16 protein-coding genes are annotated in these 18,186 nt (G+C 51.7%); 4 read left to right on the top strand and 12 right to left on the bottom strand.

Features of this window, described 5'->3' with window-relative positions:
• Positions 1–18: 18 nt before the first annotated feature.
• Entirely contained in the window at positions 19–813 is a 795-nt protein-coding gene (locus SK50_RS02930) for an SDR family NAD(P)-dependent oxidoreductase (protein WP_032649780.1), read from the top strand.
• A gap of 106 nt (positions 814–919) precedes the next feature.
• On the top strand, positions 920–1,582 hold the full coding sequence (locus SK50_RS02925; protein ID WP_003861228.1) for an HAD family hydrolase: 663 nt from the start codon (positions 920–922) through the stop codon (positions 1,580–1,582).
• Positions 1,583–1,642: 60 nt separating this feature from the next.
• Here SK50_RS02925 and SK50_RS02920 read toward each other — a convergent pair whose 3' ends face one another.
• The 8 genes from SK50_RS02920 to pcoA all read right to left on the bottom strand — a co-directional run bounded on the left by SK50_RS02920 (position 1,643) and on the right by pcoA (position 9,948).
• Entirely contained in the window at positions 1,643–2,668 is a 1,026-nt protein-coding gene (locus SK50_RS02920; RefSeq protein WP_015571505.1) for a TerC/Alx family metal homeostasis membrane protein, read from the bottom strand.
• A gap of 428 nt (positions 2,669–3,096) precedes the next feature.
• Positions 3,097–3,531: a copper resistance system metallochaperone PcoE gene (pcoE, locus tag SK50_RS02910; protein WP_000723069.1), complete on the bottom strand. Its 435-nt coding sequence runs from the start codon at positions 3,529–3,531 to the stop codon at positions 3,097–3,099.
• Positions 3,532–3,748: 217 nt separating this feature from the next.
• Positions 3,749–5,149 (bottom strand): copper resistance membrane spanning protein PcoS, encoded by a 1,401-nt coding sequence (gene pcoS / locus SK50_RS02905; protein WP_001211180.1) that lies wholly within the window; start codon positions 5,147–5,149, stop codon positions 3,749–3,751.
• The gene (pcoR, locus tag SK50_RS02900) at positions 5,146–5,826 is read right to left on the bottom strand and encodes a copper response regulator transcription factor PcoR (protein WP_001188930.1); all 681 of its coding nucleotides are present in this window, start codon (positions 5,824–5,826) and stop codon (positions 5,146–5,148) included. The genes pcoS and pcoR overlap by 4 nt, the downstream gene beginning before the upstream one ends.
• A 54-nt stretch (positions 5,827–5,880) precedes the next feature.
• Positions 5,881–6,759 carry a copper resistance inner membrane protein PcoD gene (gene pcoD / locus SK50_RS02895; protein WP_229692861.1) on the bottom strand — a complete coding sequence of 293 codons (879 nt, stop codon included), beginning with the start codon at positions 6,757–6,759 and terminating at the stop codon, positions 5,881–5,883.
• Positions 6,760–6,814: 55 nt separating this feature from the next.
• Positions 6,815–7,195: a copper resistance system metallochaperone PcoC gene (pcoC, locus tag SK50_RS02890; RefSeq protein ID WP_000025662.1), complete on the bottom strand. Its 381-nt coding sequence runs from the start codon at positions 7,193–7,195 to the stop codon at positions 6,815–6,817.
• A 39-nt stretch (positions 7,196–7,234) separates the two neighbouring features.
• Positions 7,235–8,125, bottom strand: a complete 891-nt coding sequence (pcoB, locus tag SK50_RS02885) for a copper resistance outer membrane transporter PcoB (RefSeq protein WP_001378118.1) — start codon at positions 8,123–8,125, stop codon at positions 7,235–7,237.
• Positions 8,126–8,130: 5 nt separating this feature from the next.
• Positions 8,131–9,948, bottom strand: coding sequence for a multicopper oxidase PcoA (pcoA, locus tag SK50_RS02880; protein WP_000925240.1), 1,818 nt, complete (start codon positions 9,946–9,948; stop codon positions 8,131–8,133).
• 234 nt (positions 9,949–10,182) lie between these two features.
• Between pcoA and SK50_RS02875 the strand changes: the two genes are divergently transcribed.
• Together SK50_RS02875 and SK50_RS02870 are read left to right on the top strand one after the other, a co-directional pair.
• Complete coding sequence (locus tag SK50_RS02875; protein WP_048229081.1) at positions 10,183–10,632, top strand: copper resistance protein; 450 nt, start codon at positions 10,183–10,185, stop codon at positions 10,630–10,632.
• Positions 10,633–10,920: 288 nt separating this feature from the next.
• The gene (locus SK50_RS02870; protein WP_000287501.1) at positions 10,921–11,658 is read left to right on the top strand and encodes a peptidoglycan DD-metalloendopeptidase family protein; all 738 of its coding nucleotides are present in this window, start codon (positions 10,921–10,923) and stop codon (positions 11,656–11,658) included.
• A gap of 33 nt (positions 11,659–11,691) precedes the next feature.
• On the opposite strand, the gene SK50_RS02865 is transcribed toward SK50_RS02870, so the two are convergent.
• From SK50_RS02865 to silA, 4 genes are all read right to left on the bottom strand, one after another.
• Positions 11,692–11,889 (bottom strand): DUF2933 domain-containing protein, encoded by a 198-nt coding sequence (locus tag SK50_RS02865; RefSeq protein WP_000843494.1) that lies wholly within the window; start codon positions 11,887–11,889, stop codon positions 11,692–11,694.
• Between the two features lie 40 nt (positions 11,890–11,929).
• A complete protein-coding gene (silP, locus tag SK50_RS02860) occupies positions 11,930–14,377 on the bottom strand; it encodes an Ag(+)-translocating P-type ATPase SilP (protein WP_001353604.1) in 2,448 nt (815 codons plus the stop codon).
• A gap of 126 nt (positions 14,378–14,503) precedes the next feature.
• Positions 14,504–14,944, bottom strand: a complete 441-nt coding sequence (locus SK50_RS02855) for a DUF411 domain-containing protein (protein WP_000758228.1) — start codon at positions 14,942–14,944, stop codon at positions 14,504–14,506.
• Between the two features lie 86 nt (positions 14,945–15,030).
• Positions 15,031–18,177 carry a Cu(+)/Ag(+) efflux RND transporter permease subunit SilA gene (silA, locus tag SK50_RS02850; RefSeq protein ID WP_000574029.1) on the bottom strand — a complete coding sequence of 1,049 codons (3,147 nt, stop codon included), beginning with the start codon at positions 18,175–18,177 and terminating at the stop codon, positions 15,031–15,033.
• Positions 18,178–18,186: the final 9 nt, after the last annotated feature.

Genomic DNA, 18,186 nt, shown 5'->3' with positions numbered 1-18,186 from the left:
GATGACAAGGAGCGAATGATGAAAATTGATTTAACGGGGAAAGTAGCGCTGGTGACCGCGTCCACCGGCGGTATTGGGTTTGCCATCGCCCGCGGGCTGGCGGAGAGCGGTGCGGAAGTGATCGTGAACGGGCGCAGCGTCGACTCGGTGAACAAAGGCATTCAGGCGCTACAGCAGGTGGTGCCTGGCGTACAGGTCCGTGCCGCCATCGCCGATCTGAGCTCGCAGGAGGGCGTTGACGAACTGCTCAGGGTTGCCACGCACGTCGATATTCTGGTGAATAACGCCGGGATCTATGGCCAGCAGGATTTTTATTCCACCGACGACGAGACCTGGGAACGCTACTGGCAGACCAACGTGATGTCCGGGGTGCGCCTCTCCCGTGCCCTGCTGCCCGGCATGGTACAAAAGGGCTGGGGTCGGGTAGTGTTTATCTCGTCAGAATCGGCCTGCAATATTCCTGCGGATATGATCCACTATGGCGTGACAAAAACCGCCCAGCTCTCGCTGGCGCGCGGTCTGGCGAAGTTCGTGGCAGGCAGCGGCGTGACGGTGAACAGCGTGCTGCCGGGCCCGACAATGTCGGACGGTTTTGCCGCGATGATGAAAGACGAGATCGAAAGAACCGGTAAATCGCTGGAACAGCTGGCGAAAGAGTTCGTGATGGCGAATCGCCCCAGCTCGGTGATCCAGCGCGCCGCCACGGTGGAAGAAGTGGCGAATATGGTGGTATATGTCTGTTCCATGCAGGCCTCCGCGACTTCCGGCGCGGCGCTGCGCGTTGACGGCGGCGTGGTGGATGACATTGTTTGACCCGTCAGGCCACAGGTTCAGGAAAAAATGCGACCTGATATAAGGACTGTGAAGGTAAAGCAGGTAAACTAGTGAACAGAATGTGTATTTCAGCTAAGACGTATTTATGACCAATATGATTGCCGACGAAGCCGTGGCGAAGTCCAGCGTGCTCTCTGTCTTTGACTTTGATGGTACGTTGACGCACCACGACAGTTTTATCCCGTTCCTGCGCTTTGCCTTTGGCAAGCGCTACTTTGCTGGCCGACTGGTGCGCATGGCCCTGCCTACGCTGCACTGTGTGCGCCGCAAGCTGACGCGAGATGAGCTGAAAGAGGTGTTGATCAAAACCTTCCTGACGGGGGTGGATGAGCACTGGTTACGTCAGCAGGCGGAAGCCTTCTGTGAAAAATACTGGAACAAGCTGATGCGCCCGGAAGGTGTGCTGGCCGTCGCCAACGAGGTCAATTCCGGTGCGGAAGTGACGATTTGCTCTGCTTCCCCGGCGCTGGTATTGCAGCCGTGGGCCGATAAGCTCGGCATTAAGCTGATTGGCACGCAGCTGGAAGTGAAAGACGGCAAGCTGACCGGGCGGATCACCGGCCACAACTGCCGTTGTGCCCAGAAGGTGGCGAGGCTGGAGAAGGTGTATGGGGATTTGAACGCGTATCACCTGCGCGCCTGGGGCGACACGCGTGGCGACCACGAGTTGCTGGCGGCGGCGCAGGATCCGCACTGGCGGCATTTTCATCATCCGAGCAAGCGCCGAAATTCACCAATTAAGGGTTAGGTGCGGCCCGGTGCCCTCACCCCGGCCCTCTCCCACAGGGAGAGGGAGAAAAGCGGTACATCAGGCCTCACGTTTTCCCGGGAACATCACGCTCGCAATAATCCCCAGCGCCAGTACCCCCAGCACCACAAACAGGCTTGCCGTGGCGCCGATGTTATAACCGTGATGCCAGAAGTGGTCGGTCGCATTCAGCCCCAGCTTGAACGCCACGAAGAACAGCAGTAACACCACCGCTTTCTCCAGATGCACCAGATACTGCTTCAGCGCTTCCAGCACGAAGTAGAGGGTACGCAGGCCGAGGATCGCGAACATCATTGCGCTGTAGATAATCAGCGGCTCACGGCTGACGGCAATGATTGCGGGTACGGAATCGAAGGCGAACATCACGTCGGACAGCTCCACCACCGCGACGCAGAGCAGCAGCGGCGTCGCGTAGCGCTTCGCCTTCTTCACGCGGCCTACCATCACATCCTTGTTTTCAGGTTTCTCCAGTTCGGCATCCACCTCTTTCTGGGTCAGGATAAACGCATGGCTGCTGATTTTTGGCCACACCGGGTAGAAGCGTTTCACCAGGCGGTACGCCAGATGGTTGGAGTAATCTTCTACTTCATCGCTCTCTTCATTGCGTTTCAGCATCATCACCGCCGTCCAGCCGACGACCAGCGCAAAAATGACCTCAACATACGGTCCCAGGCTCAGCAGGCTGGTGCCAATGGCAACAAAAATACCGCGGAACACAATCGCCCCGAGTACGCCCCAGTAGAGCACGCGGTGACGATATCTATCCGGCACGCCAAACCAGGCGAAGATCGCCATCATCACAAACAGGTTGTCGACGGAGAGCACCTCTTCCAGCGCATAGCCGGTCAGGAACAGACTGGCCATCTCCGCGCCGTGGTGCACGTATAAGAATCCGGCGAAGGCCATCGCCATCATGACCCAGAAGATGGACCACATGACCGCGCTTTTCAGCGAGATCGGTTTATCGTGACGGTGCATGAAGAGGTCGATAAACATCGCCCCAACGGCCATCACCACGAAGACAACAACGGTTTCCGTCGGGAAACCGAGATGAGCAGCAGACATAGACAACCCTTTTAAGAAGACAAAACACCATGCACACAATAAAAAGCGTGGACCCGATAAGGACGCAGCACGCTAAAAAAATAAATATTAACCGTTCTTTTCAGCTGTGTAGAGACATTAAAGTTGTATCCTTTAACCTGAAAAAGACTTTAAAGTTGTAAAGTTTTAAAAAAACACATACAAAACATGATGCTAAGTGTGTATCACACGCTGTTCCAACATTATGCCTTGATGTTCTTGCAGGAACTGCAATTTACAGGAGGAAAAAGGTGTTTTTGTAGTTATCTGGCGTTACGTGACAGTGTTGGTCAGATACTTCCACCTCTTCAGAGTTAAAGTTTGATATATGGGAAAAAAAACGCTCCCGGACAGGAGCGTAAGCCAGTGACTTCGGCGTCAAATGAGGGTCTAACAAGTGGAGCTGCGGGTTAATTCTGGGTGATCTGACTGCGATGCTTATCAGCCTGCTGCTGGTGAACAACGGAAGACTGACCATTATTCGCCTTCTCATGTACAGCTGCGGCCTTCTCATGCTCGCTCATTTCAGAAAATGACTTTGCTGTTTCGTTGGTAGCTCCGGGTTTAGCTTTCATCATTTTTTTATGCATTTCAGCCATGTCCTGGTGGGCAGCAGAATTGCTGTTTTGCATCATGTCATGGGACATTGCGGCCTGATCGTGACTGCTCATATCCATCATTGTCATGCTGTCTCCCTGAATTGCACTTTTTTCAGCAGATGACTGCATCTGGTGGGCAGGTGCCTGTGCATTATTTACCTGGTCATGCATGTTCATTGTCTCTGCAGCCATGGCAGATGAAGCGGCAGCCATAATGGCAACAAATGATACGAGAATCTTTTTCATGGTTGGGTCTCCGGTGTTTACATACCCAAACAATCAATGGCTTATAACAGAGAAAGCAGTTGATCTCAGGGCGGGTTAATCATCACTCCAGGAACCAGGTGATTGTGTTATCACGCTGCTCCTGATTTATGAATAATTATAAAAAACCGCCTCTGTTTATCGCGTGACTGAATGATGACAATTTTGTCACCTTCCAGGTTTCTCCTGAACAACGGGATTAATCCATTAACAGGCGCACTTTGAACACAATTTCACGCCCCTGCTGTTCTGCTGACAGCTCGCCGCCGTGAGCATGAATGATCGACCTTGTAATTGATAATCCCAGCCCCGCGCCTTCCGTGTTGTAGAACCTTGATGAGTCTGCGCGATAGAACCGGTCAAACAAACGTTCCAGATTAGCGGGAACCTGGCCGGACATCGTATTCGTAATCATCACGTTCACACAGTCACTGTCACGCTCAAGGTGTATCGCTGTACAGGTGTTATCGGGAGAATACTTGATTGCATTGGAAAGCAGGTTACTGAAAGCACGTCGGAGCATATCGCTGTCTCCGGCAACAACGCCCTCTCCTTCAACCGTGATTGTCTTTCCTGTTTCGTCTGCCAGGGGCTCGAACAACTCACGTAATTCATTCAGTTCGGCTGCCAGATCCACATCATGTTTATCCAGCCGCAGCAGACCATGCTCTGAACGTGCCAGAAAAAGCATGTCACTGGTCATTCGTGACAACCTTTTCAGTTCTTCCAGGTTAGCGAATAAAATTTCGCGGTAATGCGAAACATCCCTTTCCTTAGCCAGTGCAAACTGCGTCTGCATCATCAGATTACTGACTGGTGTGCGCAGCTCATGCGCGATGTCAGACGAGAAATCTGACAGTTTCCGGAATGCCCCCTCCAGGCGATCAAACATATTATTGAACTCCTGCATGGTCTCAGAGATTTCCGGCGGAGCCAGATCGGGATTTAGACGCTGATCCAGGCTGTGTACGGTCATGGAGGAAGCCAGACTGGTCATTTCCCGTAGCGGTTTCAGACCAATACGTGTGGTCAGCCAGCCCAGAAAAACAGAAATAAAGACCAGACCGATATTGAACCAGAACAGCCAGGTACTGAGTTTGTCCATAAACAGGGTGTGATACCCAGTATCCGTGGCAACCGTAATGATGACATGTTTGCTTTTACCCTGTTCCGGCGTCACGGCAACCCGCCGCGAGATACTGCGGTACACGGTGTTATTTTCTTCCGTCTGGATCATATAGTCGAGAATATCACCCGACTTATTAAGCAGGACCGCTGGAACAACAGAATTTTTGGCATAGAGTTCAACAATTTTTTCATTTTCCATGTTTTTTATAGAAATGAATAAGCCATTGTGCCCCACCATCGCATCGTTTATTTTTTCTGATAATGACTTAATATCCGTTTTGTTCCTGAACGTCTCTGTTTTAAGAAACTCTTCGGTGAGCTGAAGTTTACCTGTCAGAAAATCGCGGTCCTGATTATCGAAATAGCCATTAAGGGTGCTAATCAGGATAAAACTTGATAACCACCATACCGTAAGCATCACCGCAGAAAAAATCAGGCTCAGGCGTGTGGTCAGGGAAATTTTGAACCTCACTCTTCTCTGATCTCCAGGACATATCCGGCACCGCGAACGGTATGGATCAGTTTTGGCTCAAAGTCATCATCAATTTTACTTCTCAGACGTCTCACGGCGACATCAATCACATTCGTATCACTGTCAAAATTCATGTTCCAGACCAGGGACGAGATAAGACTCCTGGGTAACACTTCTCCGGTGCGTTGCAGCAGCAACTCAAGCAGAACGTATTCTTTACCGGTGAGATGGATCTTCTTCCCCGAACGGATCACGGTCCGGCGCACCATATCAACGGTCATATCGGCGATGGTGCAGACTGTTGCGGCCTGCGAGCGTGCCCGGCGCAGTAGGGTTCTTACACGTGCAACCAGCTCCGTAAAATCAAAGGGCTTAATCAGGTAGTCATCTGCGCCAAGCTCCAGTCCTTTCACTTTGTCCCGCACGTTGTCCTTTGCGGTTAAAAACAGGACCGGTTCTTCGTGCCCGGACTCCCTCAGTGCGCTGATGATTTGCCACCCGTCGAGGAAAGGCAGCATCACGTCCAGTATTATCAAATCATACTGTCCCTTCGACGCGGCCCCGAGACCATCGCGGCCATTATTAAAGAGATCGGCCTGATAGCCTTCCTCAACCAGTCCCTGCTGCAGGTAACGACCTGTTTTTTGTTCGTCTTCAACGATTAAAATACGCTGCATGGTCAACTCGCTGATATGAAAGTAAAAATCTCACGCATGAGCTTTGGCTGTCCCCTAGCTGACCTGAGACGGAGCAAGCATTCCGAGCCACGCTACGGCGCCCAGAATGATAATCGCAACAACGAATTCTGTCAGGATGCTGTTTCGCATCAGGGCAACGCTGCGATCATAATTCCCTTCCCTGACCATAACTTCAAGCCGGGGACCCAGGTGAAACCGGTTTGCTGCAGCCAGAAGAAGCATCAGAACAAACAGAGCCGTCTTGGCAAGCAATATCCTCCCCCAGGAACTGTTGAATAAGGGAGTTAAGTTACCCTCAGCAATATACAGATAGTTGACCAGCGCACTCAGGATCAGGGCTACAACAATCACCGTTCCTGCCGTGGCAAATTTTGCCAGGGAGTCAGATATCACAATGACGCTCTGTGCATTATGCTCGTTTCTGCGCATCAGCAGGATAGCAAATGCAACCAGAGCACCTGTCCAGGCACCTGCAGCGCCGAGATGGGTCAGATCGCTCAGTAAATGGAGATAGTAATGCAGACCGTCATGCATAACGGCGTGTCCTCCCCAGGCAAGTGTAGCCAGCGCCACGCCCCCACTCATCGTCATCAGCAGGCAGGACAATACTCTCTTATTAGTGTAAAGGAACAAAGCACCGAGTGTGGTAAACAGGGCACAGAGCCTGACAATCCAGCTAATACCCACATCAGTTTCTTCTATCACCATCTCGATAACATGGATGGATAATTCTCTGAGGTCAGTTACTCCACTCATGGCATTAGATACCAGGAGCATATTAATGCCAGTAAGAATGATGCCTGTAACAACAGCAAAAGTTATAAACGACCTGAAATTAGTCAGGTTATAGGTTTCATGTCTGACACCGCTTATTCCATATATCTGAAAAAATGGCAATCCAAATATTACCATCAAATCCAGATAAAGAAGAAAACGAATAACAATCATAATCAGGTCGTTCATAATATTACTTCACTGTAAAGGTGTAATTACCGGTAATAGGGTGCGTATCTGAAGAAACCGCGCGCCAGTCAACACGATAAGTGCCAGCGGGTAAAGGCTCTCGCGGAATAATGACCATCGATTTAGGGTCAGCGCCTGGCGCCACTTTTGCCGCGACCGGCATCGGAGAATGTGATGACATGCCTTTCATACCCGTCATCGTTAATTTTGCACCTGAGAATTTCACGGTCAGATTTTCCGAGAAATTAAGCTGAATCTTTTCCGGGGCCGCTACGGCTGAATCAGCCTGTGGCACAGAGCTTTTTAATTCCGGATGGGCCATAGCAGAGAAAGCAACGCCCATAACGAGGCCACCTGTAAGAATGGCTTTATTTAAAATCGACATTTTATTTACCTGTTTAGTTGAGTGTTTTATATCAGTGCGTTAAAACCAGATTCTGGCTCCCGCCAGGAATACTACCTGATGGTCTTTCTCACCTTCTCTTTTCGCCATATCGGATGTTTTCCCGTAAAGTTGATTCCAGGAAACGCCTATATAGGGTGCAAACTCACGGCGTATTTCATAGCGCAGCCGGAGCCCCAGCTCTGTGTCAGTCAGTCCCCTGCCGCGACCCCGCGATTCATCATCCTGACTGTAGAAATTCACCTCATAGGATGGCTGGAGTATGAGCCGGTTAGTCAGTAAAACGTCGTATTCTCCTCCCAGACGAAGGGCTGCTTTTCCGCCATTACTGACAAAACCCGTAATTTCAGACTCAAAATTATAGAGTGCCAGCCCCTGAAAACCGACAGCAGCCCAGGTCCGGGCAGAAGCAGGTCTGAAATCCTGCCTGACACCCGCAACCAAATCCCACCATGGGCCAACCGCATGTCCCCAGAGTAACTGCGCTTCAGCCGCCTCCGTTTCCCCATTGCTTCGTTCACCTTCACTCTTTAGCCAAATCCGATCTGTGTCGCCTCCAATCCAGCTGTTAACACTCCAGCTGAAATTGTTGGTGTTATCCGACCGTTGCCATTCCAGTTGATCCAGCAGAACCAGATAATTAATCGCACTGTCGTGAATCGCATGCCCCTGTAAATTGCCGAATGCAGCCTTCCGGTCGGCATCGGTAACAGGCGGAATTGGCGTTCTGCTCTCAGTTACAATGGGCTCCATTGACGTCATCTCAGTGAAATTCTCATCTGCTGGCATCTGCATGGCAGACATGTCGTGCCCGGCGTGGGGATCTGCAGAGACGGAGCCCGCCGCAATAGAAAGCTGTGAGGTAAACAAACCGGCGACCAGAACAGGTATGGCCTTCAAATTTCTCTTCATTCGCATCATTCCTCCACCCGGACTTCACGAAACATTCCCATTTCCATGTGATAGAGCAAATGGCAGTGATACGCCCAGCGGCCAAGCGCATCTGCTGTCACTCTGTAACTGCGTTTTGTACCAGGGGGAACATCTATTGTGTGTTTACGAACCATGAAATTACCGTTTTCATCTTCCAGATCGCTCCACATACCATGCAGGTGAATGGGGTGAGTCATCATGGTATCGTTGATCAGCGTGATCCTGAGCCGCTCACCGTATTTCAGCAGCACCGGTGCGGCATCTGAAAACTTGATTCCGTTAAATGACCAGGCAAACTTTTCCATGTGGCCGGTTAAATGCAGTTCTATGGTACGGCCAGGTTCACGTCCGTCAGGATCCTCAAAGCGGCTTTTCAAATCCGCGTACGTGAGAACCTTTCTTCCGTTATTTCGAAGACCAATACCCGGATCATTTAATTTCGGAGAGACGCTCATCGCCTGCATATCAACCAGTGGGTTATCCGTTTCTGACGCAGGATGACTTTGCATACCCGGCATTCCGGCCATCCGGGAATGATCCATACCGGCCATGCTGCTGTGATCCATGGGCGCGGAGGATGTCCCGCTATCCGGAAGGTCAGCACCGTCCATAGACATCATCTCTCCGCTGTTATCCATGCCTCCCATCTGGCTGTGGTCCATTCCTGCCATATCATGTCCCATTCCCCCCATACCCATATCTTCCATGGTCAACAGAGGACGGGGATCGAGGGGGGGAACGGCAGCACTTAACCCCTCTCTCGTGGCCAGTGTCCCTCGAGCGTAACCGGTCCTGTCCATGGATTGTGCGAAGATGGTATAGGCCTCACCCTGAGGCTCCACAATGACATCATAGGTTTCGGCAACGGCAATCCTGAATTCGTCAACGGTAACCGGGTTTACATACTGGCCATCTGCAGCCACGACCGTCATTTTCAGCCCGGGGATACGGATATCGAAATAGGTCATTGCCGAGCCGTTGATAAACCGTAAGCGTATCTTTTCACCGGGACGGAACAGTCCGGTCCAGTTTTTCAGCGGGGCCTGCCCGTTCATGAGATAGGTGTAGGTGTAGCCACTGACATCCGCGAGGTCAGTCGGATTCATTTTCATTTCAGCCCACATTTTCCGATCGGCAATGGTGGCTGACAGCCCCCTGGTATTCACGTCGCGGAAAAAAGAGCCAACGGTTGGTTTATTGAAATTGTAGTAATCCGACTGTTTTTTTAATTTTTTCAGCAGGCTGTGAGGATTTTCATCGGTCCAGTCAGACAACATGACCACATGCTCACGATCGTAAGTAAACGGTTCTGGCTCCCCGGCATCGATGATAATGGCACCGTATACCCCCTCCTGTTCCTGCAGACCGGAATGGCTGTGGTACCAGTAAGTCCCGTTCTGCTTAACCTTAAAGGTGTAAACGTAGGTATCATCAGGCTCTATGCCCATAAAACTCAGCCCCGGAACACCATCCATATTGGCCGGAAGAATAATGCCGTGCCAGTGAATGGACGTCTGTTCATTAAGACGGTTTTTGACCTTCAGGGTAATGGTGTCACCTTCTTTCCAGCGAAGAACGGGCCCCGGCAGGCCTCCATTGATTGTTTTGGCCTGACGCTCACTGCCCGTGATATTGACGGCCGTTTCACCAATGGTCAGGTCAAACTGAGTACCCTGCAGGGATGCGGCAACTGGCAGGCTCAGACTGGAACGCGCATTGAAACTCCATACGCCAAGACTTCCGGCTACGCCAGAGAGGGTTAACCCCTTCAGGAAAGTTCGTCGAGACGTTTTCAACAGCATGCGCATTCCCTTATTTAAAGTATGGTTACTGACAGAATTCGAGAACCGATTTAAATTAAATTACTGGTTCATCCACTTACAATGAAATGAATCTAGCACACCTTAAGAAACAAATTCATTACAATCGTGTAATGTACATAGCTGTATTACATTTACGTCATCTTCCCCACAGGTTGATTATTTTTATATATGATCATAAGGACATCTTTTATGTACCTCAGAAGGTAATTACACATGAATATATTAATCACGACCACTGCGTTTACAGCTTTATTTTGTGGGGCAGCTTTTGCTCAGTCCAGTAATATTGCCCATGAAGCACATCGATTTGTTAATAATGCCTCAGCCGTCAGTCATGTGAATTCCTCGACGCATGAAAACTTACCGGACAGGGTTAATAAAAACAACACGCCCTCATTCTCTGAAATGAATGAACATGAAAGGGCCATTGTTGCTCATTCATTTATGAACAACAGCGCGTCCTATGCGCATCAGAAAATGATTGAGGAACATAAAAAAATGCTGTCCGGCAGTGATGCAAATTCAAAGACCTCGTCTTCTTCTTTTAACGAACTGAATGCCGGAGAAAAAGCCGCTCTCGTGCATGAGCAGGTCAATAATGCCGGTGCGGAAGCACATCAGACGCAGGCAAGAAAGCTTCGCGGGCTGTATTCGACCAGGTAACTGCAGGCGGGTTAGTGCTTAGCGTCAGGTGCGCAGCAGGGCTTTACTGACGGGTTACGTAGCAGGACATGAGCCCCATATTGCTCTGCCGTAACCTGTTTCAGTCCCGTTAATCATCACCGTCGGGCTGGTCATACAGTTCCCAGAGCTTCAGGAGCAAACGGGAAACAAGATATGTTACAAAAATGACGACCATCAACGGTGCTCCCGATTAACTGACAGATGACACGCCTCCTGAAAACCCCTAGCATACGCCGCAGTGTTCATGCTAACGGCGAATTCCAGTAAATGTATTCTACCGATGTCGTAAAAGAAAATGCCTACCTTTCAGCCACCCGCTCGGGGCTGGAATCGAACGAGATCGCTACTCTTCAGCGCTCCTTGCCTTCCCGGTTTAATCTGCGGCATTTGAAAAAAAATGAATCATTAAAACTCGTACTGCAAAAGAAAGCGGGAAAATCACGTGTCGTGGCCTATAAATTTACGTCCGGTTCATTTAATTACACGGCGTATCGTATATCAGATAAAAAGTTCTATAACCTTTCCGATACTTCCGGGAAAGGCAGTCTCGATTATCCGTTACCGGCCACAGCAAGACTCAGTTCGCCTTTCAATCCTGCAAGACTTAACCCGGTATCGGGAAAAGTGAGTCCCCATAATGGCATTGATTATTCCATGCCCATGAACACGAAAATAGTCAGCGTCATCGACGGAAAAATCACCCGGGCCGAATACAACAGTACCATGGGATATTTTGTTGAAGTAACGGGAAAAGCCGGTGTTAAAACTCGCTATCTCCACCTCAATAAAATACTCGTTACTAAAGGGGCCAGGGTTACACGGGGAGGTGCTATTGCGTTATCCGGTAACAGCGGACGTTCATCCGGTCCTCATCTGCATTACGAGCTGGTCATCAATAACAACCCTGTTAACTCTCTGGCGTTCCGGGCAGCGGCACCCGCTGATAACAAACTCGAACAGCATGCCTTTGCGCATGCCAGAGACTACGAACGATACCTGGACTGATAACGGGACCGCGACGCGGCCCCGTCTGCCGGATTAATTTTTTTTATCGTTTTCACTTCCGTGATGTTGATGATCTCCATGCCCTCCGTGGCCGTGGAAAAGATGCATTAGCGGGCAGACCAGCAATAACAGATATGGCCAGTAACCTGCCACATGTGACCAGTGTTCGCGCAGGAGGGCAAATGCCGCGATCGCGGCGACAGCAATAAGCGCATAGGTGGTACTTTTCATACTGGACTCCTTCTGTTCGTAACTGACCCTTCACTCAGTGTTATTTCCCGAGCCTGACACTTTTCAGACGCAACGCATTCACAATGACGCTGACGGAGGAAAGAGCCATGGCCGCCGCCGCAATAACTGGCGACAGCAGTATTCCATACACAGGATAAAGCAGACCTGCAGCCACAGGCACGCCAAGTGCGTTGTAGATAAATGCAAAAAACAGATTCTGACGGATATTTTTCATGGTGATCTCTGACAGATGACGGGCCCTGTTCAGTATCATCAAGTCGCCTTTGAGAAGGGTGACTCCGGCACTTTCAATTGCCACATCTGTACCCGTTCCCATGGCTATACCCACGTCAGCCGCTGCCAGCGCCGGGGCATCATTCACACCGTCTCCGGCCATCGCAACCACATGGCCAGACTCTTTCAGTCGGGTTATCACTGCTTTTTTGCCATCCGGCAGAATTCCGGCTTCAACCTCATCTATTCCCAGTTTCCGTGCGACTGCTTCAGCAGTAAGCTGGTTATCCCCGGTGAGCATAACGATGCGGATCCCCGCCTGACGCAAAGCTTTAAGCGCATCCGGCGTGGTTGTTTTCACGGGATCCGAGATAGCTATCAGGCCTGCAAGGTCCCCGTCTGTGGCCACATAGATAACGGTAGCGCCTTCCATCCGCAACGTATCCGCAACGGCCTTTTGATTATCAATAACTATACTGTTTTCCTGCATAGCCAGTTCATTACCAATAACAACCCGTTGACCTTCGACATCGCCTGAGACACCTTTACCCGACGGTGCATCGAAATGAGTGACTGCGGGTATTGCGATCCCCTTTTCCTGTGCTGCTTTAACTACTGCCATACCCAGCGGATGCTGCGAGCCTTTTTCCACTGCGGCTGTTACACGCAAAAGAGATGTTTCCCCACCCGGATTGAGACTGATAATCCCTGTCACCGTAGGCGAACCTTCCGTGAGCGTGCCTGTTTTGTCGACAACCAGCGTGTCCACTTTTTCAAGACGCTCAAGGGCTTCGGCATTCCTGATTAACACCCCGGCCTGGGCTCCTTTGCCCACCCCCACCATTATCGACATCGGCGTGGCCAGCCCCAGCGCGCAGGGACAGGCAATAATCAGGACCGACACAGCCGCAATGAGACCGTGCGCCATCCTGGGCTCGGGCCCCCAGACAGACCAGATCACGAAAGCAACAACCGCGATAAGTATCACCAGAGGAACAAACCAGCCTGAAACGCTGTCAGCCATTCTCTGGATGGGGGCACGCGAACGCTGTGCATCAGCGACCATCTGAACAATTCGTGAGAGCATTGTTTCATCACCGACTTTCTCTGCACGGATGATGAGACTCCCTGTCTGATTAATGGTCCCCCCGATGACAGGGTCACCCTCCGTTTTGGTAACCGGCATAGATTCCCCGGTCACCATCGATTCATCAACGGTTGTTTTGCCTTCGATCACGATACCGTCGACCGGAATACTCTCTCCAGGTCTGATGCGGAGCTTATCGCCAGGCAGGACATCTTCCGCATTAATATCCGTTTCATGACCGTCATGATCCAGCCGTCTGGCGGTTTTGGGGGCAAGGTTCAGAAGCGCAGTAATGGCGCCTGAGGTTTGTTCCCGTGCCCGCAGCTCAAGAACCTGTCCCAGCAGAACAAGCACCGTAATAACTGCTGCGGCTTCAAAATAAACGGCCACCAGGCCATCCATGTTTCTGAACGATGCAGGAAACCAGGAGGGGAAGACGGTTGCAATGACGCTGTAAACCCAGGCTACGCCGGTCCCCATTGCAACAAGGGTAAACATATTCAGGGAGCGGTTACGTAACGACATTCCGGCCCGGGCGAAGAATGGCCAGCCACACCACAACACGACAGGGGAGGCCAGAAGCAGCTGCAGCCATGTGTTGTACTGTGGCGGTACTGTATTCCTCAACTCGGGAAACAGATGAGATCCCATTTCGAGTACCAGAACCGGAAACGCCAGCAACAACCCCAGCCAGAAGCGTCTTGTCATGTCGTGAAGTTCATCACTCGGCCCCGTGGATGCCGTAGCTACGAGCGGCTCCAGTGCCATTCCACAGACAGGACAGCTTCCGGGACCACTGCGGCGTATCTCCGGGTGCATCGGACATGTCCACACACCTTCAGAATTCTCTTTTTCCGCCTGGTGGTGAGGCTGTTTTATCTGATCAGGGCTGACTTCGTGATGATCGTGGTGATGGTGATGGGAATGTTCACTGGCATCTTCGGTAAGATAACGATCGGGATGGGCTTTAAATTTACTCTCACAGCTGGCGGAGCAGAAATAAAGTTGATGGTCTTGGTATCGAATGCTGCTGTGCGCCCTGTCGGGCAGGATGGCCATCCCGCACACGGGATCTCTCACCTTATGCAATACGTGGCCCTCGTCCGGGGATAATGTCTGCTCAGAAGCAGTCTGGTTGTTGTGTTGCACTGCATTGTCATTTTTCACAGTAACTCTCCTTATGCATACCGAAGCATCTTCTGTCTTCAGGGTATGTCATGGATGCGATTACCACGAATATCGCCGGCACAGGAGTGCCTGCTACCGGCGTCCCGTTATCAGCCGTTCCGCTGACTATTCGATTCGCTGGAAGACTTTTTTACTTCCATCCGGTGAGAATGCGATAACATCGTAAGCCTCTTTTCGGGCTCCCATCTCCATTCCAGGACTTCCTGCTGGCATACCGGGGGTGGCGAGACCGTATATACCTGAACCAGACTGCATTGCCTTATGTATCGTTGTCGCAGGCACATGGCCTTCAATGATCAAATTACCGGCAACCGCGGTATGACAACTTCGCAGTCCTGCAGGAATAGCATGCTTTTCTTTCAGGGCTGACAGCGCCTGATCATTCATGACGTGAGTTCGTACTTCAAACCCGTCTTTTTCCATCGCCTTGCCCCACAGGGAACAACAGCCACAGTTTTCAGATTTGTACATATCAATCACTTTTTCACTCGCCATCGCGGGCAGTGAAAGGCCGAGAGCCAGCGCCATCAGAACCACTTTTTTCATACTCACCTCTGTATATTATCGATTTAAACCCTGACGTCAGGGTGAATCAGTAAAGAAGGACACCCACAGGGGGTGCCCTTTCAGGTTCAGGACACGCTTTTTTTATGTCTGCGCAGCCAGATTAATTTGTAGGCGGCAGGAATAATGAACAGGGACAGCAGCGGAGCCGTGATCATCCCACCAATCATGGGTGCCGCGATACGGCTCATGACTTCTGAACCTGCACCGGTTCCCCAGAGTATTGGCAGCAGACCCGCAATGATCACCGCCACGGTCATGGCTTTCGGCCGGACACGCAGTACGGCACCATGATAGAGGGCTTCATCAAGGCCTTCCGGTGTGAACGTCTCTTTACGGGACAATTCCGGGTGCGCTTCAATGGCATGACGCAGATACATCAGCATGACCACGCCAAACTCTGCTGCCACCCCGGCCAGAGCGATAAACCCCGTTCCGGTTGCGACAGACATATGGAAGCCCTGCCAGTACAGGAACCATATCCCGCCAACCAGGGCGAACGGCAGGCTCATCAGGATCAGCAGGGCTTCATCAACCCGGCGGAATGCCAGATACAACAGGATGAAGATGATCATCACCGTCATCGGCACCATCAGCTTCAGTTTCTTGTTGGCATGCTCAAGCAGTTCAAACTGTCCGGAGAATGACACGCTGGTACCCGGTCTCAGTTTCACTTTCTGACTGATCGCCGTTTTAATGTCATTAACCACCGACACCATATCCCTGCCGCGCGCGTCAATGTAAATCCAGCTGGCTGGACGGGCATTTTCCGTTTTCAGCATAGTCGGCCCGGAAACGACCTTAATATCCGCAACATCGCCCAGCGTGATCTGCTGCTTCATCGGGGTCAGGATCGGCATCTGTTTCAGGGCCTGCGGGCTGTTCCGGTAATCCTGCGGATAGCGGATATTAATCGGGTACCGGGCCACGCCTTCAACCGTTTCCCCTACCGTCGCGCCGCCGATGGCTGATGAGATGAACAGCTGCACATCGCCCACCGTCATTCCGTAGCGGGAGGCTTTTTCCCGGTTGATATCCACATCAATGTAGCGCCCGCCTTCCAGTCGCTCTGCGAGAGCAGACACTACGCCGGGTACGGTTTTGGCGACCGCTTCGATACTCTGCGCCGTTGCATCGATATCGGACAGAACCGTTCCGGACACCTTGATACCTATCGGGCTTTTGATCCCGGTTGAGAGCATATCAATACGGTTACGGATTGGCGGCACCCAGAGGTTTGCCAGCCCCGGTAAACGGACGGTCCTGTCGAGTTCTTCAATAATCTTGTCAATCGTCATGCCTGGACGCCACTGATCCTCAGGTTTGAGCTGGATCGTGGTTTCAACCATTTCGAGCGGTGCGGAATCCGTGGCGGTCTCTGCTTTACCGGTCTTGCCAAATACAGAGGCCACTTCAGGAACGCTTTTGATTAACTTGTCCGTCGTCTGCAGGAGCGCTGCAGCTTCAGCCGGAGAGACACCCGGCAGGGTCGACGGCATATACAACAGGTCGCCCTCGTTAATCTTCGGCAGAAACTCACCGCCCACCTGGCTCAGCGGCCAGATAACGGTGAAAATGGACAAGGCCGCAACCAGCAGGGTTGTTTTTGGCCAGTGGAGAACCCGCAACAGCAATGGATGATACGCTTTGATCAGTACCCGGTTCAGGGGGTTACTGGTCTCTGCAGGAATTTTCCCCCGGATCCAGAATCCCATCAGAATCGGAATGACGATGATGGCCAGCGCGGCCGCGCCCGCCATGGAGTACGTTTTCGTGAATGCCAGCGGGCCAAACAGACGTCCTTCCTGACCTTCCAGGGTAAAGATAGGAATAAAGGACAGGGTGATGATCAGCAGGCTGATAAACAGTGCGGGTCCCACTTCAACGGAGGCATCGGTAATCACCTTCCAGCGGGTGGCGTTGTCAATCTGCTCACCCGGATGCTGATGATCCCACTCCTCAAGCCGCTTATGCGCATTCTCAATCATCACAATGGCGGCATCCACCATCGCACCGACGGCAATCGCTATCCCTCCCAGCGACATGATATTGGCGTTCAGTCCCTGGAAGTGCATGACGATAAAGGCGATACACAGACCAAGCGGCAGAGAGATAATCGCCACCAGGGCAGAACGTACGTGCCACAGGAACAGGGCACAGACGATGGCCACCACGATAAACTCTTCCAGAAGTTTGGAACTGAGGTTATCAATCGCCCGGTCGATGAGCTGGCTGCGATCGTAGGTGGTCACGATTTCAACGCCTTCCGGCAGGCTGGCCTTCAGCGTCTCAAGTTTATCCCTCACTGCCGTGATAACGTCGCGTGCATTTTTACCCGACCGCAGGATCACCACGCCGCCAGCGACTTCGCCCTGGCCGTTCAGCTCGGCAATACCACGCCGCATTTCAGGCCCGGTCTGCACGCGGGCAACATCCCGCAGATAAACCGGCACGCCGTTCTCGCCTGTTTTCAGGACGATGTTATTAAAATCATCAATGCTCTGAAGATAACCGCTGGCACGGACCATATACTCAGCTTCGGCCATTTCAACGGATGAGCCACCGGCCTCCTGGTTAGACGATTCAAGGGCCTGTTTCACTTCGGGCAGGCTGATACCATACTGAGACAATTTTACCGGATTGACCTGAATCTGGTACTGTTTCACCACGCCGCCAACCGAAGCGACCTCAGCCACGTTCGGGATGGTTTTCAGCTCAAATTTCAGGAACCAGTCCTGCAGAGAACGCAGTTCTGAAAGGTCGTGTTTTCCGCTGCGATCGACAAGGGCATATTCAAATATCCAGCCCACCCCCGTGGCGTCCGGACCGATTTCAGAACTCACACCGGCGGGCAGTTTTCCCTGTACCTGGTTCAGGTACTCCAGCACGCGGGAACGGGCCCAGTACAGATCGGTGCCGTCTTCAAAAATGACATACACATACGAATCACCGAACTGTGAAAAACCACGCACGGTTTTTGCGCCAGGCACGGACAGCATGGTGGTGGTAAGTGGATAGGTGACCTGGTTTTCTACAATCTGCGGGGCCTGGCCGGGATAGCTGGTTTTGATAATGACCTGCACATCTGACAGGTCAGGCAAGGCATCGACAGGCGTGTTAATAATCGTCCATGTGCCCCAGATGCTGAGAAACAGGGCCCCCATCATGACCAGGAAACGGTTGGCGACAGAGCGCCGGATAATCCATTCAATCATCGTCGTCTC

It is taken from the genome of Enterobacter sp. BWH64 (genome assembly GCF_001037645.1).
In the GTDB taxonomy this organism is placed as follows: Bacteria; Pseudomonadota; Gammaproteobacteria; order Enterobacterales; family Enterobacteriaceae; genus Enterobacter; species Enterobacter hormaechei_C.
Note: the sequence above shows the minus strand (reverse complement) of the source record. Positions and strands in the feature narration are given on the sequence as shown.

Excerpts from the sequence above, each read along its gene's own strand:
- SK50_RS02930 (WP_032649780.1), top strand. The coding sequence starts at position 19 with ATGAAAATTGATTTAACGGGGAAAGTAGCGCTGGTGACCGCGTCCACC.
- SK50_RS02925 (WP_003861228.1), top strand. The coding sequence starts at position 920 with ATGACCAATATGATTGCCGACGAAGCCGTGGCGAAGTCCAGCGTGCTC.
- SK50_RS02920 (WP_015571505.1), bottom strand. The coding sequence starts at position 2,668 with ATGTCTGCTGCTCATCTCGGTTTCCCGACGGAAACCGTTGTTGTCTTC.
- pcoE (WP_000723069.1), bottom strand. The coding sequence starts at position 3,531 with ATGAAAAAGATTCTCGTATCATTTGTTGCCATTATGGCTGCCGCTTCA.
- pcoR (WP_001188930.1), bottom strand. The coding sequence starts at position 5,826 with ATGCAGCGTATTTTAATCGTTGAAGACGAACAAAAAACAGGTCGTTAC.
- pcoD (WP_229692861.1), bottom strand. The coding sequence starts at position 6,759 with ATGGTAATATTTGGATTGCCATTTTTTCAGATATATGGAATAAGCGGT.
- pcoC (WP_000025662.1), bottom strand. The coding sequence starts at position 7,195 with ATGTCGATTTTAAATAAAGCCATTCTTACAGGTGGCCTCGTTATGGGC.
- pcoB (WP_001378118.1), bottom strand. The coding sequence starts at position 8,125 with ATGAAGAGAAATTTGAAGGCCATACCTGTTCTGGTCGCCGGTTTGTTT.
- pcoA (WP_000925240.1), bottom strand. The coding sequence starts at position 9,948 with ATGCTGTTGAAAACGTCTCGACGAACTTTCCTGAAGGGGTTAACCCTC.
- SK50_RS02875 (WP_048229081.1), top strand. The coding sequence starts at position 10,183 with ATGAATATATTAATCACGACCACTGCGTTTACAGCTTTATTTTGTGGG.
- SK50_RS02870 (WP_000287501.1), top strand. The coding sequence starts at position 10,921 with ATGTATTCTACCGATGTCGTAAAAGAAAATGCCTACCTTTCAGCCACC.
- SK50_RS02865 (WP_000843494.1), bottom strand. The coding sequence starts at position 11,889 with ATGAAAAGTACCACCTATGCGCTTATTGCTGTCGCCGCGATCGCGGCA.
- SK50_RS02855 (WP_000758228.1), bottom strand. The coding sequence starts at position 14,944 with ATGAAAAAAGTGGTTCTGATGGCGCTGGCTCTCGGCCTTTCACTGCCC.
- silA (WP_000574029.1), bottom strand. The coding sequence starts at position 18,177 with ATGATTGAATGGATTATCCGGCGCTCTGTCGCCAACCGTTTCCTGGTC.